The organism is Myxococcus xanthus (assembly GCF_013116825.1).
GTDB lineage: Bacteria > Myxococcota > Myxococcia > Myxococcales > Myxococcaceae > Myxococcus > Myxococcus xanthus_B.
The window spans coordinates 1-20,642 of sequence record NZ_JABFNS010000148.1 but is presented as its reverse complement, the minus strand read 5'-3'; the positions used below and the strand labels follow the sequence as shown (position 1 = coordinate 20,642).

Sequence of the window (20,642 nt, the reverse complement as noted above, 5' to 3'; positions counted from 1 at the left end):
CGCGGGGGACGCCGGCAGTTCTCCCAGCAGCGTGGGGGAGACAACAACGACTACGGTCAGCCGCCTCCGGACGACATGGGCGGTGGCCCTGGCGGCGGCAACGGCGACGACGACATCCCCTTCTAGGCCCGGCTGACGCCAGCGGCGCCCTGGAAATGAAACCGGCCGCTCCCCGGAAGTCTCGGGGGCGGCCGGTGTGCTTCGTGCGCCTGGACTTCCAGGCCCGGGAGCGCCGGGCCCGGGCCGCGTCACGGAGGAGTGGCACCCACGGGGCTGAAGGCGGCGCCCGCGGTGTAGAGCGCGTAGATGACCGCCCAGCTCATCGCCGTCAGGACCAGGAAGAGGATGATGACCACCGGCTCGAACTTGCGCATGGAGCGCTCGCTGGAGAGCAGGCCCCAGCCCATGGCGAAGCCCTGGAGGCCGTTGGCCAGGTGGTACGAGGTGCCCAGGGTGCCCAGCAGGTAGACGACCAGGGTGGGCACGTGGTGGTGCATCTCCCGGGCGATGTCATCGAACGCCTCCGGATGACCCAGCACCAGCCGCGGGTAGAGGAAGGCCAGCCAGATGTGGGCGCCCAGGAAGGCCAGCACGCCCACCGCGGTGATGCGCTGGAGGATGTACTTGAGGTTGCCGTAGTTGTTGTAGTGGACGTTGTTCGGCCGGAAGCTGAACAGGCGCACCAGGCCCCAGCCGGTGTGCATCAGCAGCGGCAGCAGGACGATGATGAAGGTGAAGACCTGGGAGAACGGGTTGGCGTACGTCGTCACCGACTTCTGCCAGGCGTCCGCGCCGTTGAAGGCGGAGAGGTTGTCCCACAGGTGGTTGATGACCCAGATGGACAGGGGAACCACCGCGAGGAACGAGCCCAGGCGGGACTTGAGGAGCGGTGTCTTCGTCTCTACTGCGGCAGCGGCTTGGGTGCTCATCGAATCTCCAGCGGCGGCGCGTGGGCGTCTTGCCGCGTCCACGGTCGAAGGCAAGTGACAGTCGGACGGCGGTTTATAGCCGGTCCAGCGCCCGGGCTGGATTTCTTCCTCACCCCGGCATGCCAGCACACCCACACGGAGGCATAAGGCTGACCTTATGCGTCACCCCGGTCCCCGCTGCTGCCCTCCTGCCGGGGGCAGGGGCCCCCGCCTTCTGTCGTTGGCGGGCAATGCGGGCTCGGGCACGCTAGTTGCCATCGATATGTCCGACGAGCTTGTCAGTGGAATGTTGAAGAACACGGACCTGCGCGTGGTGCTCGCCACCACGACGGAGCTGTCGCGCCTGGCGCGCGCCACCCATGGCACCGCGCCCGCCGCCGCCGTGCTCCTGTCGCAGGCCCTCACCGCCGCCGCCCTGATGGGGGCCCTTCAGAAGGGCGACGCCCGCATCAACATCCAGGTGGAGTGTGACGGCCCCCTGCGCGGCCTCTTCGTGGATGGGGACACGTCCGGGCTCGTCCGCGGGTACGTGAAGAACACCTACGTGGAGTACTCCGGGAGCGACGGGCAGTACCATTGGCGCCCCGTGCTGGGGAACAAGGGCTTCCTGTCCGTGCTGCGGGACTTGGGCGGCGGCGAGTACTACCGCTCCGCGGTGGAGCTGGAGGCCTTCGACCTGGCGGCCGACCTGGAGCGCTACTTCCGTCAGTCGGATCAACTCCCGTCACATGTGCTGCTGGCGCAACTGCCGGAAGGCGGGGCCGCGGAGCCGCTGGGCCGCGTCGCCGGCCTGCTCGTCCAGCCGCTTCCCAGCGCGGACATGGAGGCCTTCGCGGCGCTGGGGGAGCGGCTGCGCCGTGACTTCGTGCCCTCGCTCCAGGCGCACGGCGGGGCGGGAGCAACGGCCGTGCTGCGCGCGCTGCTGCCGGAGTCCGACTTCGAGGTCATGTCGCGTTACCCGCTGCGCTTTGGTTGTTCGTGCAGCAAGGACCGCGTGCTGCGCGCGCTCCTGGCCATGGGACGTGAGGAATTGACGGACCTTTTGGAGAAAGAAGGGCAGGCGGAGGCGACGTGCCAGTTCTGCACGACGCGCTATGTCATTCCTGGAGACGAAATCCGCGGCATGTTGGAGCGCGGCGCCATTTGACTTGCCCGAGGCGCGACGGTACTTGCCGCGCGCCATGAGCTACTTCACGCAGTTGCTTGAGGGCGGCTACGAAGCCGTCCACCTGTTGAGTGATTCCAAGTCGGGCCTGCGTGCCATTGTGGGCATGCACAACACGCGGCTCGGCCCGGGGTTGGGCGGCACTCGCGCGCTGGCCACCTATACCAGCGAGGAAGAAGCCGTCGCGGACGCGCTCCGTCTGGCGCGCGGAATGACATACAAGGCCGCGCTCGCAGGGGTGCCCCACGGCGGCGGCAAGGCGGTCATCATGCTGCCGCGCGGCAGCTTCGACCGTGAGAAGATTTTCGAGTCCTTCGGTCGCGCGGTGGAGTCCCTGGGCGGGCGCTACATCACCACCGAGGACAGCGGCACCAGCCCCGACGACATGGAGCACGTGCGCCGCCACACGAAGTATGTGGTTGGGCTGAAGGAGCGCAGCGGAGACCCGTCGCCGGTGACGGCGTATGGCGTGGCGCGCGCCATGGAAGCCACGGCGAAGCACGTCTTCGGCAGCCCGGACCTGAAGGGCCTGCGCGTCACCGTGCTGGGCGTAGGCCATGTGGGCATGTACCTGGTGAAGGAGTTGCATCAGCGCGGCGCGAAGGTGTGGGTGAGCGACATCAACCCCGCGAGCGTGCAGCGCGCGGTGACGCAGTACGGCGTCACCGCGGTGGACGCCGACGCGCTGCATCGAATGGAGGCGGACATCTACGCCCCCTGTGCGCTGGGCGGCGCCATCAACGACACCACCCTGTCGCTGCTGAACGTGAAGGCGGTGTGCGGCGCGGCCAACAACCAGCTGCTCACGTCGCGTCACGGCGAGCAGTTGGCCCGGCGCGGCATCCTCTACGTGCCCGACTACGCGGCCAATGCCGGCGGCCTCATCAACGTGGCCCAGGAGTGGGCGGGGTATGACCGGGACAAGGCGTACGCCCGCACCTCCCTCATCTTCGACACCATCGACACGGTGCTGACCCGCGCGAAGGAATCCGGCCTGCGCCCCGAGCAGGTGGCGGACCGGATGGTCGAGGAGCGGCTGGCCGGCTGAGCGCTCACGCACGCAGTGCGTGTGTTGCCGCGATACAAAGGCGACGTCTGGGGTGTGGCCGGATGTGGCCACCGTGCGGCCCTCGGAGTATGACGGGGCCGCACACACCCCAGCCGGAGTTCAGCGCCGTGGCGACCAAGCGGCAGAGCAAGTCCACCGAGAAGGCCTCTTCGAAGAAGTCCCCTGCGGTCCAGGCGGAGAAGCTCGTCTCCATTCCCGCGGACGTCGTGTTGGCGCCGCAGGTGGAGGCCCCGCGCCAGCCGACGGGGAAGGACCAGTCCCGAGGCCGGTCCGCGTCGAGCGGCGTGAAGGAGCTGTCCTGGAAGGAGTTCGACCGCGCGGTGCAGCAGCTCGCGGGTTCCATTCAAGAGACCTTCGAACCCCAAGTGGTGGTCGGTGTGGCCCACGGCGGCGTCTTCGTGGGCGGCGCGCTCGCGGGGGCGCTCGGCTGTCCGTTCTTCCCCGTGCGCATCAGCCGCCGAAGCAGGGACCGGGGCAACGCCGCGCCTCGCACGTCGAAGACGCCGCAGCTCGCCGGGGAGATGCCCGCGGAGCTGAAGGGCCGTCGCGTGTTGATTGTGGATGACGTGGCCTCCAGCGGTGACACGTTGGAGTTGGCCACCGCCCTGGCGCGCGAGGCGGGCGCGAAGAAGGTGGCCACCGCGTGTCTCGTGACGAAGCCGGGTGGCTTCTCGCCGGACTACTCGGCGCTCTCCACCGCCTCGCTCATGGTCTTCCCCTGGGACTACGAGCCGTCCACCGGCGACGCGCGCTTCGACGAGGACCCGGACAAGGCTGGCGCATGAGCCTCGGCGCGGTGACGCCATGATTGTCGGGACGGCGGGCCACATCGACCATGGCAAGACGTCCCTGGTGAAGGTGCTCACCGGCATCGACACCGACCGGCTGAAGGAAGAGAAGCGCCGCGGCATCACCCTGGAGCTGGGCTTCGCCCACCTGACGCTGGATGACGGCACCGTGGCCGGCGTGGTGGACGTTCCGGGCCACGAGCGCTTCGTGAAGGCCATGGCCGCTGGCTCCGGCGGCGTGGACCTGGTGGTGCTGGTGGTGGCCGCGGACGAGGGCGTGATGCCCCAGACGCGCGAGCACCTGGACATCTGCCGGCTGCTGGGCGTGAGGGCCGGTGTCATCGCCCTCACCAAGTCGGACACGCTGGCGGAGCTGGGCCCGGAGTGGCGCGCGCTGGTGGAGGCGGACCTGTCCGCGCTCACCGTGGGGACCTTCCTGGAGTCGGCGCCCGTGGTGGCCTGCTCCGCCAGAACGGGGGCGGGCTTGGACGCGCTGCGCGCCGCGCTCACCCAGGCCGCGGCGGCGCTGCCCGAGCGGCCTTCGGAGGGCCCGGCCTTCTTGCCAGTCGACCGCGTGTTCACCATCAAGGGCTTTGGCACGGTGGTGACGGGCACGCTGCTGTCGGGAGCGCTGGCGGTGGATGACGTGGTGTCGCTCCTGCCTGGGCTGCCCGGTCCGCTGCGCGTGCGCGGGGTGCAGCGCCATGGCGGCGCCGTGTCCGTCGTGGAGGCGGGGCAGCGCGCGGCGGTGAACCTCCCCGGCGTGGAGCCGGAGGCGTTGCGCCGGGGGATGGTGCTGGTGCGCGCGGGCGAGCTGCCGGAGACACGCATGCTCGACGTCGAGTTGACGCTGCTGCCCGCGGCCCCGTCGCCGTTGCCTCGTCGCTCGAAGCTGCTGCTGCACCTGGGCACCGCGCAGGTGGAGGCCACGGTGGCGCTGTTGGATGTGGAGCGGCTGGAGCCTGGCGAGACGACGCTGGCGCAGCTGCGGCTGGGCGCCTCCGTGGGGGCGTTGGTGGGCCAGCGCTTCATCCTGCGCGGCGCGCGCGCCCTTCCGGGACGAGGCGCCACGGTGGCGGGAGGCCGCATCCTGTCCATCTCCCCGCCGAAGCGGCGCAAAGGTGGCGCGTCGGCGGTGACGCCCCTGCTGGAGGCGGACCCGGCGGGGCAGGTGGCCTGGCTGCTGCGACAGGCGGGCTATCGCGGGCTGACGCAGCCGGAGCTGTTCGGCCGCTCGGCGCTGGGGCCCCGGGTCCTCACGCGCGCGCTGGAGTTGCTGGGGGCGCGGGGCGGCGCGCTCCTCATCGACCGGGAGCGGCGGCTCTACCTCTCCGGCGAGGTCTTCGAGGCGTTGCAGGGCCGCGCCCTGGCGCTGCTGGCCACCTTCCATGAGCGCGAACCCCTTCGCGAAGGACTGTCCCGCGAGGAGCTGCGGCAGCGGCTATCCTCCGCGCTGGATGCGCGGGCGTTCCAGCGGGTGTTGCAGGCCCTGGTGGAGGGAGGACGGGTGGAACTGGAGCGGGACGTGGTGCGCCTCAAGGGGCGCGGCCGCACGCTGAGCCTGGGGGACACCGCCGCTCGGGCGCGGCTGGCGGCGGAGCTGTCCGCCGCGGCCCTGGCGCCACCCTCGCTTCCCGAACTGGAGCAGAAGCTCCAGCTCCCCGCCTCCCGGCTGCGTGAGCTGTTGGGCGTCATGGTGGTGGAGGGAGCGGTGGTGCGCGTCTCGGAGGGCTTGTGGTTCGCGGCCGGGGCGCTGGCGTCACTGCGCGAGCGCCTGGTTGCCCACCTGCGCGAGAAGAAGGAGATTACCACCCAGGATTTCAAGGAGATGGTGGGGCAAAGCCGCAAGTTCGTCATCCCCTTGTCCGAATACTTCGACCGGGAGAAGGTCACGCTCCGGGTAGGAGAGAAGCGGGTGCTGCGTCGCGGATGAGTACCAAGCGCTACAGCGAGGCGGAGCTTCGCGTCCTCGTCGACACCTTCCGCAACCCCATGCTGGCGGTGGTGGAGGGACGGGTGCTCGTGGCCAACGACGCCTATGTCGCGTTGCTCGGCCTGCAACGCGCCCAGGTGGAGGGCCGCTCCGTCATGGACTTCATCCAGCCGGAGGACCGCAGCCGCATGGTCGAGCGCTACTGGCGGGTGGAGGCCGGTGCGCCGCTCCATGAGGGCTCCCAGCTCTTCCAGGTCCCCTGCGCGGATGGCGTGGCGCGCGAGGTGGCCGTCACCGCGTCCCGCTTCGTGTTGGTGCGCGGGGGCGGGGGGCTGCTGCTCAACTGCGTGCCCATGGAGAACCGGCCGCCGGAGATGTCGGTGGCGGAGCGGCTGGTGGAGACCTCCGCGGGGCTGGTGTCCGCGCACTCGGAGAACGCCGTCCGCCGCGTCGCCCTGAAGGGCCTGGAGGCCGCGGGCTTCCGGGCCCGGCTGTTGCGCTGGGAAGGCGAGGGCCTGCTGGCTCGGGATGGGGCGCCCCTTCCAGAGGACGCGCGCCTGGGGCTGGAGTCGCTCGCGGACGGGCGCCCCGTCTTTGGTGGCTCGGACCAGGCCGCGCCCACCCACGTCTACCTGCCCGTGGGCGGCCCCCAGGCCGAGGTGCTGTGGGTGGAGGGCCACTGGGTGGCGCCGCACCATGGCTCGGTGTTGATGCTCTTCGCCAAGGTGGTGGGCGCCGCGCTGGCGGACGCGCGCGTGCAGGCGGAGAGCGCGCGCAGCCGCTGGGAGATGGAGGCGGTCGCGCAGATGGCGCGCTTCGTCGCGCAGCCGTCTCCGCCCACGCAGGAGGACTTCCTGGAGCGCGTCGCCTCACTGCTCCAGGCGGACGCCGCGGCGCTGCACCTCTCGACGCCTCCCGAAGCCACGCTGTCGCTGTCTTCACACGTGGGCTTTCAGGACGCGGCGGACGCGCGCCGGCTCACGGGCGTGCTGTCGTGTGGCGCGGAGGGCGTGCTGTCCTCGTCCGCGGACGAGGCTCCGCTGGCGGAGCAGTCCAGCGGGCGGCTGGGGGCGGGCGCGGCGGTGTGTCTGATGCGCGGCGGCGAGGTGTGCGGGAGGCTCCAGGTGCTGCGCGCGCCGGGGAGGCCCTTCGACGAGCGGGACCTGCGCCTGCTGGGCACGCTGTCGGAGTTGCTGGTGACGCTGCTGGAGCAGCGCCGGCTGCGGGCCGAGTCCTCGCGCCAGCTGGCCGAGACGCGCCTCCTGCTGGACCTGGCGCGCACCACGTCCGGCGTGCTGGAGACGTCGAGCATCCTGGATGTGGCCGCCGACTTCCTCGTCCGCCTGCTGGACGTGTCCAACTGCTACATCCTGCTGTACGACGAGAGCGCCCGGCTGCTGCGCGGCGCGGCGGCCTCCATCGCGCACCGCGACTACTTCCGCACGGTGGTGCTGCCCCTCCATGGAGACGGCCTGGCGGCGCGCGTGGCGCGTGAGCGCAGGCCCATCGCGGTGGAGGACGTGTCCGCCGCGGACGGAGGCTTCAACCCGGAGCTCGCGCACCGCTTCGACGAGAAGGCGCTGCTGGCGCTGCCGCTCACCTCGCGCGAGGAGCTCATCGGCGTGGTGGTGGTGGACGACACGCGGGGCCCGCGCGCCTTCGGGCCGGAGCTCATCGAGCTGGCGGAGGCCACGTGTGGCCAGCTGGCGTTGTCCATCGCCAACGCGCGCCTGTACGAGTCGCTGTGGGCCAGCTACGCGGAGCTGGCCGCCACGCGCGCGGAGATGGTGAAGCGCGAGCGGCTGGCCGCGCTGGGCGAGCTGTCCGCCATTGTCGCCCACGAGGTGCGCAATCCGCTGGGCGTCATCTTCAACGCGGTGGCCTCGCTGCGCCGGCTGTTGGTGCCGGGCGGGGACGCGGCCATGTTGCTCGACATCCTGGGAGAGGAGAGCGACCGGCTCAACCGCATCGTCGGTGACCTGTTGGACTACACGCGTCCCAGGGACCCGGTGCTCCAGCAGGAGGACCTGGGGCGCGTGCTCCAGGATTCGCTGGAGGCCGCGCGGATGCAGGGCGGCGGCGCGGATCGCTCCATCCGCATCCAATCCGACGTGGAGCCCGGCCTGCCGCCGGTACCCATGGACCGCCGCCTCATCCGCCAGGCGCTGGTCAACGTGGCGGTCAACGCCATCCAGTCCATGCCGCAGGGTGGACTCGTGCAGGTTCGCGCGCGCCGTGAAGCCCACGCGGGGCGCGAACAGCTGCGCATCGACGTGGTGGACCAGGGGCCGGGCATCCCCGCCGAGCTGCTCCACCGCGTCTTCGAGCCGTTCTTCACCACCAAGGCCCAGGGCACCGGCCTGGGGCTGGCCGTCGTCAGGCGCATCCTCGAGGAGCACCGGGGCGAAATCGCCGTGGACAGTATTCCGGGGCGCGGTACCACCTTCACCTTCCGGCTGCCGTTCTCGCAGCCTCCGTCCTTCCCATGACCGACGCGAACACTCCGCCGACCCGAGGACGGCTCCTCGTCGTGGACGACCAGCGCAACATGCGCGCCACCACCGCCCTGTTGCTCCGGGCGGAGAACTACACCGTCTTCGAGGCCGCCACCGGCGAGGAAGCCCTGGCCCAGCTCGCCAGCGGCAGCATCGACCTGCTGCTGACGGACCTGAAGATGGAGCCCATGGACGGGCTCACGCTCCTGCGGCGCGCGCTGGAAGTGGCGCCCCGGCTCCAGGTCATCATGATGACGGCCTTCGGCTCCATCGAGAGCGCCGTGGAGGCCATGCGCCTGGGGGCCTACGACTATGTCACCAAGCCCTTCAAGGAGAGCGAGCTGCGCTACCGCGTGGAGCGCGCCCTGGAGCGCGCGCGCCTGCTGCGTGACGTGGACAACCTCACCACTGACTTCAACCAGCGCCACGGCCTGTCCGCCCTGGTGGGGCGCAGCGCCGCCATGCGCGAGCTCACCACGCGGCTGATGCGCGTGGCGCAGAGCGACGCCACCGTCCTCATCCAGGGTGAGAGCGGCACGGGCAAGGAGCTGGTGGCTCGCGCGCTCCATGCGCACAGCCGCCGCAAGGCCCGCTCCTTCGTGCCCGTCAACTGCGCGGCCATCAGCGAGTCCTTGCTGGAGAGCGAGCTGTTCGGCCACGCCAAGGGCGCCTTCACCGGCGCGGTGAAGTCCCGCCGGGGCCTCTTCGAGGAGGCGGACGGCGGCACGCTCTTCATCGACGAGGTGACGGAGACCAGCCCCACCTTCCAGTCCAAGCTGCTGCGCGCGCTGCAAGAGGGCGAGGTCCGCCGCGTCGGTGAGTCCACCGCGCTGCGTGTGGACGTGCGCATCGTCGCCGCCACCAACCGGGACATCGAACTGGAGGTGCGCGACAAGCGCTTCCGGCAGGACCTCTACTACCGCCTCAACGTGGTGGCCCTCCGCGTCCCGCCCCTGCGCGAGCGCCTGGAGGACGTGCCAGCGCTGGCGGAGCACTTCCTGGAGCGGGCCAATGCCCGCAGCCCCAATCCCAAGCGTCTTTCCGCCGCCGCGGTGTCTCACCTGATGAGCTACGGCTTCCCCGGCAACGTGCGCGAGCTGGAGAACCTGGTGGAGCAGGCCGCCGCGCTCGCGGAGGGCGATGAACTGTTGCCCGAGGACTTCCCCGTGCGGCAGGGCCGCATGACGCCGGCTCATGGCACCCCCAGTGTCGCCTTCCTGGACGGGCAGGGCGGAGCGCTCGGGCGCAACGCCAGCGCGGGGCCCACGTTGGCCCAGGTGGTGGAAGAGGCGGAGCGCCACGCCATCACCCAGGCCCTGGAGCGGCACGGGGTGGACCTGGCCCGCGTCGCGGATGAGCTCGGCGTCTCCTCCACCACGCTCTGGCGGAAGATGAAGCGGCTCAACCTTCGACCGCCCAGCGAGCTGGCCCGGGAATAGCCCTGGAGTAGGGGGAAGACTCACCCATGTAACTTTCCCGCGGCCATGGATTCAGATCCGAAATGGACGGGTTCATAGGTGAAAAAGGTAAGCGCATGAATTTGCTCGTCTTTTTCACTTATGAAACTCCATTGCAGTCATGAAATGGAACGGCAGGGCAGAAGCAGCGTCAGTTAGTTCTTCAAGTGCTTGAGAAAACTAGAGTTTCTCCCCGCGAGGCTGCTGGCACGGCGACTGCTAAAGGAATCCGCGGGACACATCGAAGCGAGGCTGAAGGCGGTTCCCCCCCACCCCTTCAGCACTTCCGGTGAGTCACCTTGAGAAGACCCGCGGCCCGGCACCTCTTTGGGGTGTCGGGCCGCCTTCTTTTCCGCGTCTGTTGCTGCCTCGGCTCGCGACGAAAGGAAGGGCAGGTCGGTTCCTCTGAAGCTCAATGGGTGCTGCGTCCCCGTCGGCTGGAAGGCCACGCTGTCTTTGCCCGGCTGTTTCTTGAACTCGGGGTGGACGAGTCCCCTCCGCCTGAGCCCGTGTGGGCGGCGGAAATCGCTCAGCGCGCCCTGTTCGCCGAAGCTCCCCAGGGTGTGGGCGCCTACGCCGTGACGAACCTCCTGGGGGACTTCGGGTTCGTGAGGCAACTGGTGGTGGCGCCGTTCGCCCGGGGGGGCAGGGACTGGGGCGGAGGATGATGACGCACCTGGCCGGGCACTTTCGCGCACAAGGGTGCACCCGCTGGGTCCTCAACGTGAAGCGGGACAACACGCCCGCGCTCGAGCTCTGCACCTCGCTGGGAATGCGGCCGACGCGCGAGGCCACCACGTTGCGGGTGATGCGGGCCCAACTGGCGGCGCTGCCCTCCTCGTCACCGGAGGGGGCCGTGGTCTCGGTGTGTCGCTGGAGGACTGCGGCGCGCTGACGCACGGGCGCTGAAAACACGACGCCCGCCCGAGCACGAAGCCGGGGCGGGCGGGGTGTGACAGCGGAGGCGGCAGGCTACTGGCCGAAGATGCTGCTGGCCTGCTCCAGCCAGCCCATGATGGGACCGGGGATGATGCCCAGAATCACGACGGCCGCGGTGGACAGCACCAGCGCCAGCTCGGTGGACCAGCTCTTCTCGAGCGCCTGTGCGCCCTCCGGCACCGGCCGCATGAACATGTAGACCACCACGCGCAGGTAGTAATAGATGCCCACCGCGCTGGAGAGCACGCCGACGATGGTGAGGCCGATGAGGCCCGCGTCCACGGCGGCCTGGAAGATGAGCAGCTTGCTCATGAAGCCGATGGTGGGCGGGATGCCACCCAGCGACAGCATGAAGGCCGCCATCGCGAAGGCCCAACCCGGCTTGCGCTGCGCCAGTCCGCTGAAGCGCTCCAGGTCCCAGGCGGTGCCCTTCTCCTCGTCCTCGCGACGCTCCAGGACGGACACGATGGCGAAGGCGCCCACCGCGCTGAACGTGTACGCCAGCAGGTAGTAGAGGATGCCGCGCAGCGCCTCCGCTCGGGCCAGGTCCAGCGGGGTGCCGCCCGTCAGCGCGGACGCACCCAGCAGGCGGAACTGCTCGCCCGGACCGGTGACGAAGAGGGCGGCCACGCCCACCAGCAGGTAGCCAGCGTGGGCAATGGACGAGTACGCCAGCATGCGCTTCACGTTGCGCTGCGGAATCGCCAGCAGGTTGCCCGCCACCATGGTGAGGAAGGCCAGCACGGAGAACAGGCCCAGCAGCATCTGCGGGTCCACGCCCTTGCCCACCATGAAGAACACGCGGACCATCGCCGCGAAGGCGGCCGCCTTCACGCCCGCGCTCATCAGCGCGGTGACCGGCGTCGGCGCGCCCTCGTAGACGTCCGGCGTCCACATGTGGAACGGCACCGCGGCGACCTTGAAGGCGAAGCCCGCGATCACCAGGATGATGCCCGCGTACACAAGGCCCGGCTGCGACGAGATGGCGGTGGACAGCGGGCCGGCCATGGCCGTCAGGTGGGTGGTGCCAGTGGCGCCGTACAGCAGCGCCGCGCCGTAGAGCAGCAGCGCGGACGAGAAGGCGCCCAGGATGAAGTACTTGAAGCCCGCCTCGCTCGGCCGCGTGCCACGCCGCAGGTACGACGTCAGCGCGTAGGTGGAGAGGGAGAGGACCTCGATGTTGACGAAGAGCGTGATGAGCTCGTTCGACATCGCCAGCAGGCTCATGCCCGCCGAGGCGAACAGCATCAGCGCGTAGAACTCACCGCGCTCCGCGCCGCGCTTGCGCAGGAAGCTCACGGAGCTCAGGGTCGCCAGCGTCAGGCCCACGCACACCACGAAGGTGAGGAAGCTGGAGAAGGGGTCCAACACGCCGAAGCCGAGCATCACCTCCTGGGGGGGCTCGAACATCGTCGTCAGCGCCATGGCGCCGGCTGCCACCGCCGTCACCACGGTGAGCACCGCCTGGTACGCGCGCGACGCCGTCGTGGAGAGGAACACCTCCGACAGCAGCAGGATGGAAGCACCCACCACCATGATGATGGCGGGCAGCAGCGGGAGGAAGTCTGCCAGGCTGAGATTGGGCAGGTTCATGTCGGAAGCTCAGGCGGCTACTGCCGCGGCGAGGGGACGGCCGGGGCGGCGGCCAACGGAACGGGCGCGGACGGCGCGGCGACGACCTGACGGGATGGCAGGGCCATCACCTCTACCCGAAGTCGGTCCTCCTGCAACTCGGCCCCCGGCGTGCCCACGCGGGCGCGGGCCAGGAAGCGGTCCGTGGACGGCTCCAGCCGGTCCAGGAAGGGCTGCGGCTGCAGGCCCATCACGGCGACCAGGACGATGAAGGGGAGCACCGTGAGGCCCTCGCGCAGGTTCATGTCCGTCAGGTGCTGGTTCTCCCGGTGGGTGATTCCACCGAAGAAGACCTTCTGGACCATCCAGAGCATGTAGGCGGCGCCCAGGATGACGCCCAGCGTGGCGAAGGCGCCGAACACCGCCGTCAGGTGCGGGTTGCCCGCGGCCTCGCCCAGGTCGCTCTTGAAGGTGCCCAGCAGGACCAGGAACTCACCGATGAAGCCGTTGGTGCCCGGCACCGCGATGGAGGAGAAGGTGATGATGACGAAGGCCGCGGTGAACACCGGCATCACCTTCGCGATGCCGCCGTAGTCCGCCATCAGGCGCGAGTGGCGCCGCTCGTACAGGTAGCCGAACAGGAGGAACAGCGCGCCCGTGGACACACCGTGGTTGAGCATCTGGTACGCGCTGCCCGTGGCGCCCTCGGCCGTAATCGCCAGGATGCCCAGCATGCAGTAGCCCAGGTGGCTGACCGACGAGTACGCAATCAGCTTCTTGATGTCCCGCTGCGCCAGGCACATCAGCGCGCCGTACACGATGCCGATGACGGCCAGCGTGGCCAGGAAGGGCCGCGCCTGCTGCGTGGCCACCGGGAAGAAGGGAATCGCGTAGCGCCAGAAGCCGAAGGTGCCCATCTTCAGGGTGACGCCGGCCAGAATCATGGAGCCGGCCACCGGCGCCTGCACGTGCGCGTCCGGCAACCAGGTGTGCAGCGGCCACATGGGGACCTTGACGGCGAACGCGATGGCGAACGCCGCGAACAGCCACGGACCCCAGGTGTACAGCGTGGCGGCCAGCCCGGTGAGCGAGTCACACGCGCCCGCGGGCCCCGCGGTGCACGCGCTGAGCTGACGGTTGGCGTCCAGCAGGCCGTTGTAGATGCTCGCGTAGTCGAACGAGCGGGCACCCACCGGCGCGCTGATGAAGTACACGGCGATGATGGCCACCAGCATCAGCAGCGAGCCGGCCAGCGTGTAGAGGAAGAACTTCACCGCCGCCATCTGGCGGTCCTCGGCGCCCCACACACCCACCAGGAGGTACATGGGGATGAGCATGGCCTCGAAGAAGATGTAGAAGAGCAGCACGTCCAGCGACACCAGCGCGCCCAGCATCGTCGTCTGGAGCACCAGCAGCGCCAGGTGGAACTCCTTGATGCGGAACTTGATGTACGTGGTGGACGCCAGCACCACCAGGGGCCCCAGGAAGACGGTGAGCAGCAGCAGGCTCACGGCCAGGCCGTCCACGCCAACGTGGTAGCTGGTGCCGAACAGGTCGAACCAACGCGCCCGGTACTCGAGCTGGAACTCCGGCCCGCCCGGGACGTACGTCATGTAGGCCCAGACCCCGAACACCAGGTCCACCACCATGGCGATGAACGTGATGGTGCGAATCTGACCGTGCTCGCCGGCCGGCAGCAGCGCCACCAGCGCCGCGAAAACCAGCGGCAGGAAGACGACGAGGTTGAGCAGGTGGTTGTCGAAGAAGCTCATTGCATCACCTGGATGAGGGCGTAGGCCATCCCGCCCAGCAGGGCGATGGCCATCACAGCGGCGTAGGCCTGGGCATCGCCCGACTGCACGTAGCGGAGCGCACTGCCCACGCGCGCCGTCACCCACGCCGTGCCGCGGACCGCCACGGTGTCGATGACGAGCGCGTCCACCACGCGGAAGAGGAGGAAGCTCATGAACTTCACGGGACGGATGACAATCAGCTCATAGAGCTCGTCCACGTAGAACTTGTTGAGCGCCAGGGGGCGCACCGCGCGGATGAAGGCGGGATCCGGCTGACCCACGCGCGAAGGGAAGTAGCGCAGGTAGAGGAAGGCCGCCGCGCCGCCACCCGTCAGGGCCACGGCCCAGGCCTTGAGGTAGTCCGGCACCACCTGCGGGCGGCTGGTGTCCAGCGCCACCAGCGTGCTTGCCTCCGTGATGCGCTTGGTCGCGCTGAACACCGGGCTCAGGAAGTTGTCGAGCACCGGCTGCGCCGTCATGTTGAAGAAGTCGATGCCGAACGCGTACCGCGCGGCGACCACGCTCAGGACCGCCAGCACCACCAGCGGCAGGGTCATCTGCCAGGCGCTCTCATGGGCGTGGGCCACCCGGGCCTCCTTCGAGCGGGGACCCTCGAAGGTGAGCAGGTACACGCGCGTCATGTAGAACGCGGTGGACGCCGCGATGAGCAGGCCCAGGTAGTAGACGAGGCTGGACACCCACTCCAGGCCCTGCAGGTGGTTGTGGTGCACGCCGTGCAGGATGGCGTCCTTCGAGAAGAAGCCGGACAGCGGGATGATGCCGGTGATGGCCAGGGTGGCGACCAGGAAGGTGGCCCAGGTCCAGGGCATCTCCTTGCGCAGGCCACCCAGCTTCTTGATGTCCGTCTCGTCGCCGTTGCCGTGCATCACGCTGCCGGCGCCGAGGAAGAGGCAGGCCTTGAAGAAGGCGTGCGTCATCAGGTGGAACACCGCCGCCCAGAAGATGCCCATGCCCACGCCCATGAACATGATGCCCAGCTGGGACACCGTGGAGTAGGCCAGCACCTTCTTGATGTCGTCCTGCGCGAAGGCGATGAGCGCCGCCAGAAGCGAGGTGAGCGCGCCGATGATGGCGATGGTCGCCATGGCGGTGGGGCTCAGCACCAGCAGCGCGGACATGCGGCTGAACAGGTAGACGCCGGCGGTCACCATCGTCGCGGCGTGGATGAGGGCGGAGACCGGCGTCGGGCCGGCCATGGCGTCCGGCAGCCAGACGTAGAGGGGCAGCTGCGCGCTCTTGCCCGCGGCGCCCAGGAGGAACAGCAGCATGGCCACCGTCATCACGCCGCCGAAGGTGTAGCCCTCCAGCGGGCCCGCCTCGATGGGGGTGCTCAGGTCGACCTTGTCCGCGGACCCGTCCACCAGGCCCTCGGCCATCTTCTCCAGGCCCTTGAACGTCACCGGGCCCTTCTGCTCCAGCGCGGCCGTGTAGTGCTGCGCGGTGGTGCCGGCGTTGCTGTAGTCCGCCGCGTTCGACTGCTGGGTGAAGGCGGAGACCAGCAGCACCAGCAGGAAGGTGCCGACGAGGAACGCGAAGTCACCGATGCGGTTGGTGACGAAGGCCTTGCGCCCGGCCCAGGCCTTGGCCGGGTCGTCGTACCAGAAGCCGATGAGCAGGTAGCTGGCCATGCCGACGCCCTCCCAGCCCACAAAGAGCAGGATCAGGTTGTCGGCCAGCACCAGCGTCAGCATCGCCGCGACGAACAGGTTCAGGTACGCGAAGAACCGCCAGTACGCGGCGTCGTGCTCCATGTAGCTGGTGGAGTACAGGTGGATGAGGAAGCCGACGCCGGTGATGATGAGCAGCAGGATGCCGGACAGATGGTCCACCATCAGCCCGAAGTTCACCCGGAAGTCGCCCACCGAGAACCAGGTGCCGTAGTCGTACGCGAGCGCGTAGCGCACGAAGTCCCGCTCGATGCCGAACGGGTTGGGGAAGATGGCCGCCAGCCGACCCGTCTCGGGGTTGTGGTGGCTGGTGGCCCAGAAGGCCAGCAGGCTCAGGACGAAGGAGCCCGCCACCGCCGCGCAGGCGACGAGCTGGACGTTGGCCCTGCCCATCATCTTGCCGAACACACCGGTGATGAACGCGCCCAGCAGGGGGAGCGCGATGATGAGCCAGAGCGAGGGCGCCAGGATGTCTGGCGCCACGGGTGCCGCCCGGAAGAATTCGACGAGAGTCATGACAGTGGCTCCTGGGGGGGCATCAGTGCTTCATCGTCCGGAGGTCTTCCAGCAGGACGCTGCCCCGGCTCCGGAAGACGGCGATGACGATGGCCAGACCGATGGCGGCTTCCGCCGCCGCCACCGCGATGACGAAGAAGGCGGACACGTGGCCGAGGTCGTCACCGCGCATGCGCGCGAAGGACACGAACGTGAGGTTGGCCGCGTTGAGCATCAGCTCCACGCTCATGAAGACGACCAGCGCGTTGCGCCGAACGAGCACGCCAAACATGCCCATGCAGAACAGGGCGGCGGCAAGCAGAAGATAGTAGGTGATGGGAACCATGGGCCGATTCGGGGCCTCGCGAGCGGCTGCCTGCGCCGCCATCTAGCACAGAAAAGTTGTCCGGGATGGGGCGATCAGATTCGCGACTTGGCCACGACGACTGCGCCCACCATGGCCACCAGCAGCAGCAAGCTCACAGCTTCGAAGGGGAACAGCCACTTGGTGAAGATGACCTGACCCATGGTGGCGATGGTGCCGAAGGAGGCCTGGGCTTCCGCGCTCAGCGTGGCCGGCTCGGCGGGCAGCTTCAGGAGGATGATGGCCAGGACCGCGAACAGGCCCACCGTCGCCGCGCCGCCCGCGACGCGCGCCACCGTGGGCTTGCCGCGCGTGGGCGACTCTCCCAGGTTGAGCAGCATGATGACGAACAGGAAGAGCACCATGATGGCGCCCGCGTACACGAGCACCTGCATGACGGCCACCGTGTGCGCCCACAGCAGCACGTAGATGCCGGCCATGAAGAAGAACGTGGACACCAGCGCCATGGCCGAATTGATGGGGCTGCGCGCGAAGATGACCGTTCCAGCCGACAGCAGCGTCAGGAGCGCGAACGCTCCGAAGAGGATGAGCTCGATGTTCAAGACCAGTCTCCGAACGAACCCCAGGGCTTGTCGCCGAACGGGCAGCGGTGCTCACGGATGTGGGCCTCGAACTCGTCCCGGAACCGCATGAGGAACGAGTGCGTGGGCAGCGCCGCCGCGTCGCCGAGCGCGCAGATGGTGTTGCCCAGGCCGATGGGCGGGTAGGGGGCGATCGACGACGCGACGTTGGACAGCATGTCGATGTCGCCCGGCTCGCCGCGGCCCTCTTCGATCTTGCGCAAGAGGCGCGTCTGCCAGGGCGTGCCTTCACGGCACGGCGTGCACTGGCCGCACGACTCTTCCGCGTAGAAGCGGGCCACGCGCCACAGGCTGCGCACCATGCAGGTGGCGTCGTCCATGACGATGACGCCGCCGGAGCCCGCCATGGTCTGCTTCACCTTGAGGGCCTCGAACTCCATGGCCACGTCCAGCTCGTCCGCGCCCAGCACCGGCGCTGAGGAGCCGCCCGGAATCACGGCCTTCACCTTGCGGCCCGCGGGCATGCCCCGGCCGTACTTGTCGTCGAAGATGAGCTCGGAGAGGGTGGTGAACATCGACACTTCGTACACGCCCGGCCGGTTCACCGTGCCGGAGAGGCAGACGAGCCGCGTGCCGCCCGACTTGTCGGTGCCCAGCTTCGCGTAGGCCTCCGCGCCCTGCTGGAAGATGGCGGGCACGCTGGCCAGCGTCTCCACGTTGTTCACCACCGTGGGGCAGCCGAAGAGGCCCACCACCGCGGGGAAGGGCGGCTTCAGGCGGGGCCAGCCCTTCTTGCCTTCCAGGCTCTCCAGCAGCGCCGTCTCCTCGCCGCAGATGTACGCGCCCGCGCCGCGGACCAGGTAGCAGTTCAGCTCGTAGTCCTTGCCCAGGACCTTCTTGCCGAAGATGCCCGCCTTGTAGGCCTCGTCGATGGCCGCCTGCGTGCGCTCCGCCGGGAACTTGAACTCGCCGCGCAGGTACACGTAGCAGGTGTGCACGCCCAGCGCGTACGCCGCGATGGCGATGCCCTCCAGCATCATGTGCGGGTCGTCTTCCAGGATGTAGCGGTCCTTGAAGGTGCCCGGCTCGGACTCGTCGCCGTTGACCGCCAGGTACTTGGGCTTGGGGCTGTCCTTGGGGACGAAGCTCCACTTGAGGCCCGTGGGGAAGCCGGCGCCACCGCGACCGCGGAGGTTCGACTTCTTCACCTCGTCGATGATGGCGGCGGGCTCCATCTGGAGCGCCTTCTTCAGCGCCTCGTAGCCCCCCCGCTTGCGGTAGCTGTCCAGGGTCCAGGACTGAGGCTTACCCCAGGCCGCCGAGATGATCGGTTCGATCGCCTTTGCCGTAGAGGCCATGTCGATGACGTCCTAAGCCTAAGAAGGGTGGGGGTTCAGCTCAACTTGGCGAGGATGGCATCCAGCTTCGCCTGGGTCAGGCTTTCGTGGTGATCCTCGTTGATCTGCAGGCAGGGCGCAGTACCGCACGAGGCCAGGCACTCGGTCTCTCGCAAGGTGAACTTCTCATTGGCTTCACCTGCCTTGAGGCCCAGCTTCTCCTCCAGATAGGCGAGCATCTTCTCCGCGCCCCACAGCGAGCAGGACAGGTTCGTGCAGACGTCGATGACGTACTTGCCCGGCTTCTTGAGGTGGTACATCACGTAGAAGCTGGCCACTTCCATGGCCCGCTCGGGAGTGACCTCCAGATGCTTCGCCACCAGCCGCAACCCTTCCGGGGGCAGCCATCCCTTGATTTCCTGGAGCAGACGCAGCGCTGGGAGCATGCCCGCGCTTTTCCGATCCGGGGGGTAGTGGGAGATGATCTCCGCGATTCCCGCGTCGAACTTCTTCTGCTCTTCAGAGGTGAACAGGGGCTCCGCCATGGCGGGCCGGTACGTATTGCCCCAATGGCTACGTTGTCAACATAAACCCTCGAAGCTACACTGGGTGGCCATCAGCAAATTGCCGAGCGATTTCAAGCCCTTGTTATGAACCCGGCTCCAGAGGACAAGCGCCAGCACCCCCGCGTCCCGGCCGTGCTGAGAGTGGATTACACGGACGGGCGCCAGGCCCGCGACGTGACGGAGAACCTGTCCCACGAGGGGCTGTTCGTCCAGACGGACCAGTCCTTCGTCATGGGTGACGAGGTCCGGCTCGCACTTTCTTTCCCGGGACTGCTGGATCCGGTAGAAGTCAGCGGAACCGTGGCCTGGATGCGGCCAGCGGGCCCCGATCAGCCCGCGGGCGTCGGCGTTCGCGTGGAGCGCGAGCAGGACCGGCGGAAACTGGGTGACATCTTGAGTGCGGCAGGAGCAGACAGCCACGCGTCCCACGCAGAGCACGAGGGCTATCGTGTGCTCATCGTCGAGGACAACCCGCACATCATCGAGATGTACAGCTACGTGCTGAAGAAGCTGGCCAGCGGCGAGCTGCACGGAAAGGTCCCCCTGGAGGTCCACTTCGCGCCGGACGGGCACCACGCGCTGCTGATGCTGCGCGAGGACCGCTTCAATCTGGTGATGACGGACCTCTACATGCCGGTGATGGACGGCTTCGCCCTGGTGGAGCGGATGCGCGAGGAAGAAGCGCTGCGCGCCATCCCCATCATCGCCATCTCCGCCGGCGGCAAGGAGGCGCAGGACCGCGCCATGCAACTGGGCGTGGACATCTACCTGCGCAAGCCGGTGCGTTTCGTGGAAGTCCTGGAGACGGTGAAGCAGCTCTTGCGCATCAAGTAGGGGCGCGTTTTACCGCCAGTCATCCGTTGAGCCACGGCGTGGGGACGGCATAGAGTCGCTTCCCCATGCAGAAGCCCGCCCTCAATCGCGACACCGTCAGTGGCGAGGCGCTGTTCATCCTCCGGAACCTGAGGGAGAACGGCCGTCTTGGACGCTCGAACAAGCTGGCAGACGTGAAGGCCGCGCTTGAGCCATCCGTGTCGCTCGAGTTCGACAACTACTTCTTCTTCCTGCGCAAGTTCCACTACATCGCCATGGACCGTGAGGCCCAGCTCAAGCTCACCGACCAGGGTGAGCAGGTGGCGGGTGGGGAGCTGAACGAGCGCTTCTCCCTGGAGGTCGGTGAGTTCTTCGCCGATCAGCTGGTCGCCGCCGCGGACGCGCCCCTGGAGGGGGCCGGTGGGGACGAGCCGCTGATGGTTCCTCCGCCCCCGCCGGAGCTGCTGCTGGACGAGGCCGAGGTCGACGGCGCGCCGCCCGTGCCCGCCGGCCCGCCCGCGCCGCCGCCCATGCCGCCGGTGCGCAGCTCGCGCTCGGCGATGCCCGCGCTGGACCTGGGCATGCCGTCCGCGGCCATCCCCATGCCGCCGCCGTCAGCCGAGCCCCGCCGCGAGGCCACCGTCATCGTCCAGGGGCCCTTCACCGCGTCGAACACCCCCCCCGCGCCGTCCCCCAC

At 68.9% G+C, this 20,642-nt stretch carries 17 protein-coding genes and 1 pseudogene; 10 read left to right on the top strand and 8 right to left on the bottom strand.

The window, feature by feature from the left end:
* Positions 1-248: 248 nt before the first annotated feature.
* On the bottom strand, positions 249-929 hold the full coding sequence (locus tag HNV26_RS31555; RefSeq protein WP_171444685.1) for a succinate dehydrogenase/fumarate reductase transmembrane subunit: 681 nt from the start codon (positions 927-929) through the stop codon (positions 249-251).
* A 262-nt stretch (positions 930-1,191) separates the two neighbouring features.
* Here HNV26_RS31555 and hslO point away from each other — a divergent pair, with 262 nt between their 5' ends.
* The 8 genes from hslO to HNV26_RS38725 all read left to right on the top strand — a co-directional run bounded on the left by hslO (position 1,192) and on the right by HNV26_RS38725 (position 10,731).
* On the top strand, positions 1,192-2,076 hold the full coding sequence (gene hslO, locus HNV26_RS31550; RefSeq protein WP_171444686.1) for an Hsp33 family molecular chaperone HslO: 885 nt from the start codon (positions 1,192-1,194) through the stop codon (positions 2,074-2,076).
* Between the two features lie 34 nt (positions 2,077-2,110).
* Positions 2,111-3,142, top strand: coding sequence for a Leu/Phe/Val dehydrogenase (locus HNV26_RS31545; RefSeq protein ID WP_171444687.1), 1,032 nt, complete (start codon positions 2,111-2,113; stop codon positions 3,140-3,142).
* 62 nt (positions 3,143-3,204) lie between these two features.
* Positions 3,205-3,948 (top strand): phosphoribosyltransferase, encoded by a 744-nt coding sequence (locus HNV26_RS31540; RefSeq protein ID WP_171444688.1) that lies wholly within the window; start codon positions 3,205-3,207, stop codon positions 3,946-3,948.
* 19 nt (positions 3,949-3,967) lie between these two features.
* Positions 3,968-5,884: a selenocysteine-specific translation elongation factor gene (gene selB, locus HNV26_RS31535; protein WP_171444689.1), complete on the top strand. Its 1,917-nt coding sequence runs from the start codon at positions 3,968-3,970 to the stop codon at positions 5,882-5,884.
* A complete protein-coding gene (locus tag HNV26_RS31530; RefSeq protein WP_171444690.1) occupies positions 5,881-8,373 on the top strand; it encodes an ATP-binding protein in 2,493 nt (830 codons plus the stop codon). The genes selB and HNV26_RS31530 overlap by 4 nt, the downstream gene beginning before the upstream one ends.
* Positions 8,370-9,818: a sigma-54-dependent transcriptional regulator gene (locus HNV26_RS31525; protein WP_167371013.1), complete on the top strand. Its 1,449-nt coding sequence runs from the start codon at positions 8,370-8,372 to the stop codon at positions 9,816-9,818. The genes HNV26_RS31530 and HNV26_RS31525 overlap by 4 nt, the downstream gene beginning before the upstream one ends.
* Before the next feature lie 437 nt (positions 9,819-10,255).
* Complete coding sequence (locus tag HNV26_RS38730; RefSeq protein WP_253817244.1) at positions 10,256-10,504, top strand: hypothetical protein; 249 nt, start codon at positions 10,256-10,258, stop codon at positions 10,502-10,504.
* Positions 10,501-10,731 (top strand): GNAT family N-acetyltransferase, encoded by a 231-nt coding sequence (locus HNV26_RS38725; RefSeq protein WP_253817243.1) that lies wholly within the window; start codon positions 10,501-10,503, stop codon positions 10,729-10,731. Before HNV26_RS38730 ends, HNV26_RS38725 begins: the two co-directional genes overlap by 4 nt.
* 77 nt (positions 10,732-10,808) lie before the next feature.
* Here HNV26_RS38725 and HNV26_RS31515 read toward each other — a convergent pair whose 3' ends face one another.
* The 7 genes from HNV26_RS31515 to HNV26_RS31485 all read right to left on the bottom strand — a co-directional run bounded on the left by HNV26_RS31515 (position 10,809) and on the right by HNV26_RS31485 (position 19,111).
* Complete coding sequence (locus HNV26_RS31515; RefSeq protein WP_171444691.1) at positions 10,809-12,368, bottom strand: NADH-quinone oxidoreductase subunit N; 1,560 nt, start codon at positions 12,366-12,368, stop codon at positions 10,809-10,811.
* Positions 12,369-12,385: 17 nt separating this feature from the next.
* A complete protein-coding gene (locus HNV26_RS31510; RefSeq protein WP_171444692.1) occupies positions 12,386-14,119 on the bottom strand; it encodes a complex I subunit 4 family protein in 1,734 nt (577 codons plus the stop codon).
* Positions 14,116-16,344, bottom strand: coding sequence for an NADH-quinone oxidoreductase subunit L (nuoL, locus tag HNV26_RS31505; RefSeq protein ID WP_171444693.1), 2,229 nt, complete (start codon positions 16,342-16,344; stop codon positions 14,116-14,118). The genes HNV26_RS31510 and nuoL overlap by 4 nt, the downstream gene beginning before the upstream one ends.
* A gap of 22 nt (positions 16,345-16,366) precedes the next feature.
* Positions 16,367-16,669, bottom strand: coding sequence for an NADH-quinone oxidoreductase subunit NuoK (gene nuoK / locus HNV26_RS31500; RefSeq protein ID WP_171444694.1), 303 nt, complete (start codon positions 16,667-16,669; stop codon positions 16,367-16,369).
* 74 nt (positions 16,670-16,743) lie between these two features.
* Positions 16,744-17,250, bottom strand: coding sequence for an NADH-quinone oxidoreductase subunit J family protein (locus tag HNV26_RS31495; protein ID WP_171444695.1), 507 nt, complete (start codon positions 17,248-17,250; stop codon positions 16,744-16,746).
* Positions 17,247-18,587 (bottom strand): NADH-quinone oxidoreductase subunit NuoF, encoded by a 1,341-nt coding sequence (nuoF, locus tag HNV26_RS31490; RefSeq protein ID WP_171444696.1) that lies wholly within the window; start codon positions 18,585-18,587, stop codon positions 17,247-17,249. The genes HNV26_RS31495 and nuoF overlap by 4 nt, the downstream gene beginning before the upstream one ends.
* Positions 18,588-18,622: 35 nt before the next feature.
* Complete coding sequence (locus tag HNV26_RS31485) at positions 18,623-19,111, bottom strand: NADH-quinone oxidoreductase subunit NuoE family protein (RefSeq protein ID WP_011551206.1); 489 nt, start codon at positions 19,109-19,111, stop codon at positions 18,623-18,625.
* 105 nt (positions 19,112-19,216) lie between these two features.
* Between HNV26_RS31485 and HNV26_RS31480 the strand changes: the two genes are divergently transcribed.
* Together HNV26_RS31480 and HNV26_RS31475 are read left to right on the top strand one after the other, a co-directional pair.
* Entirely contained in the window at positions 19,217-19,966 is a 750-nt protein-coding gene (locus HNV26_RS31480) for a TIGR02266 family protein (protein WP_171444697.1), read from the top strand.
* Between the two features lie 65 nt (positions 19,967-20,031).
* A pseudogene (locus HNV26_RS31475) lies at positions 20,032-20,642 on the top strand (serine/threonine-protein kinase); the annotation flags it as partial.

Bases quoted from the DNA above. Each gene is read 5' to 3' on its own strand.
- HNV26_RS31555 (WP_171444685.1), bottom strand. From the start codon at position 929: ATGAGCACCCAAGCCGCTGCCGCAGTAGAGACGAAGACACCGCTCCTC.
- hslO (WP_171444686.1), top strand. From the start codon at position 1,192: ATGTCCGACGAGCTTGTCAGTGGAATGTTGAAGAACACGGACCTGCGC.
- HNV26_RS31545 (WP_171444687.1), top strand. From the start codon at position 2,111: ATGAGCTACTTCACGCAGTTGCTTGAGGGCGGCTACGAAGCCGTCCAC.
- HNV26_RS31540 (WP_171444688.1), top strand. From the start codon at position 3,205: ATGTGGCCACCGTGCGGCCCTCGGAGTATGACGGGGCCGCACACACCC.
- selB (WP_171444689.1), top strand. From the start codon at position 3,968: ATGATTGTCGGGACGGCGGGCCACATCGACCATGGCAAGACGTCCCTG.
- HNV26_RS31530 (WP_171444690.1), top strand. From the start codon at position 5,881: ATGAGTACCAAGCGCTACAGCGAGGCGGAGCTTCGCGTCCTCGTCGAC.
- HNV26_RS31525 (WP_167371013.1), top strand. From the start codon at position 8,370: ATGACCGACGCGAACACTCCGCCGACCCGAGGACGGCTCCTCGTCGTG.
- HNV26_RS38725 (WP_253817243.1), top strand. From the start codon at position 10,501: ATGATGACGCACCTGGCCGGGCACTTTCGCGCACAAGGGTGCACCCGC.
- HNV26_RS31515 (WP_171444691.1), bottom strand. From the start codon at position 12,368: ATGAACCTGCCCAATCTCAGCCTGGCAGACTTCCTCCCGCTGCTGCCC.
- HNV26_RS31510 (WP_171444692.1), bottom strand. From the start codon at position 14,119: ATGAGCTTCTTCGACAACCACCTGCTCAACCTCGTCGTCTTCCTGCCG.
- nuoL (WP_171444693.1), bottom strand. From the start codon at position 16,344: ATGACTCTCGTCGAATTCTTCCGGGCGGCACCCGTGGCGCCAGACATC.
- nuoK (WP_171444694.1), bottom strand. From the start codon at position 16,669: ATGGTTCCCATCACCTACTATCTTCTGCTTGCCGCCGCCCTGTTCTGC.
- nuoF (WP_171444696.1), bottom strand. From the start codon at position 18,587: ATGGCCTCTACGGCAAAGGCGATCGAACCGATCATCTCGGCGGCCTGG.
- HNV26_RS31485 (WP_011551206.1), bottom strand. From the start codon at position 19,111: ATGGCGGAGCCCCTGTTCACCTCTGAAGAGCAGAAGAAGTTCGACGCG.
- HNV26_RS31480 (WP_171444697.1), top strand. From the start codon at position 19,217: ATGAACCCGGCTCCAGAGGACAAGCGCCAGCACCCCCGCGTCCCGGCC.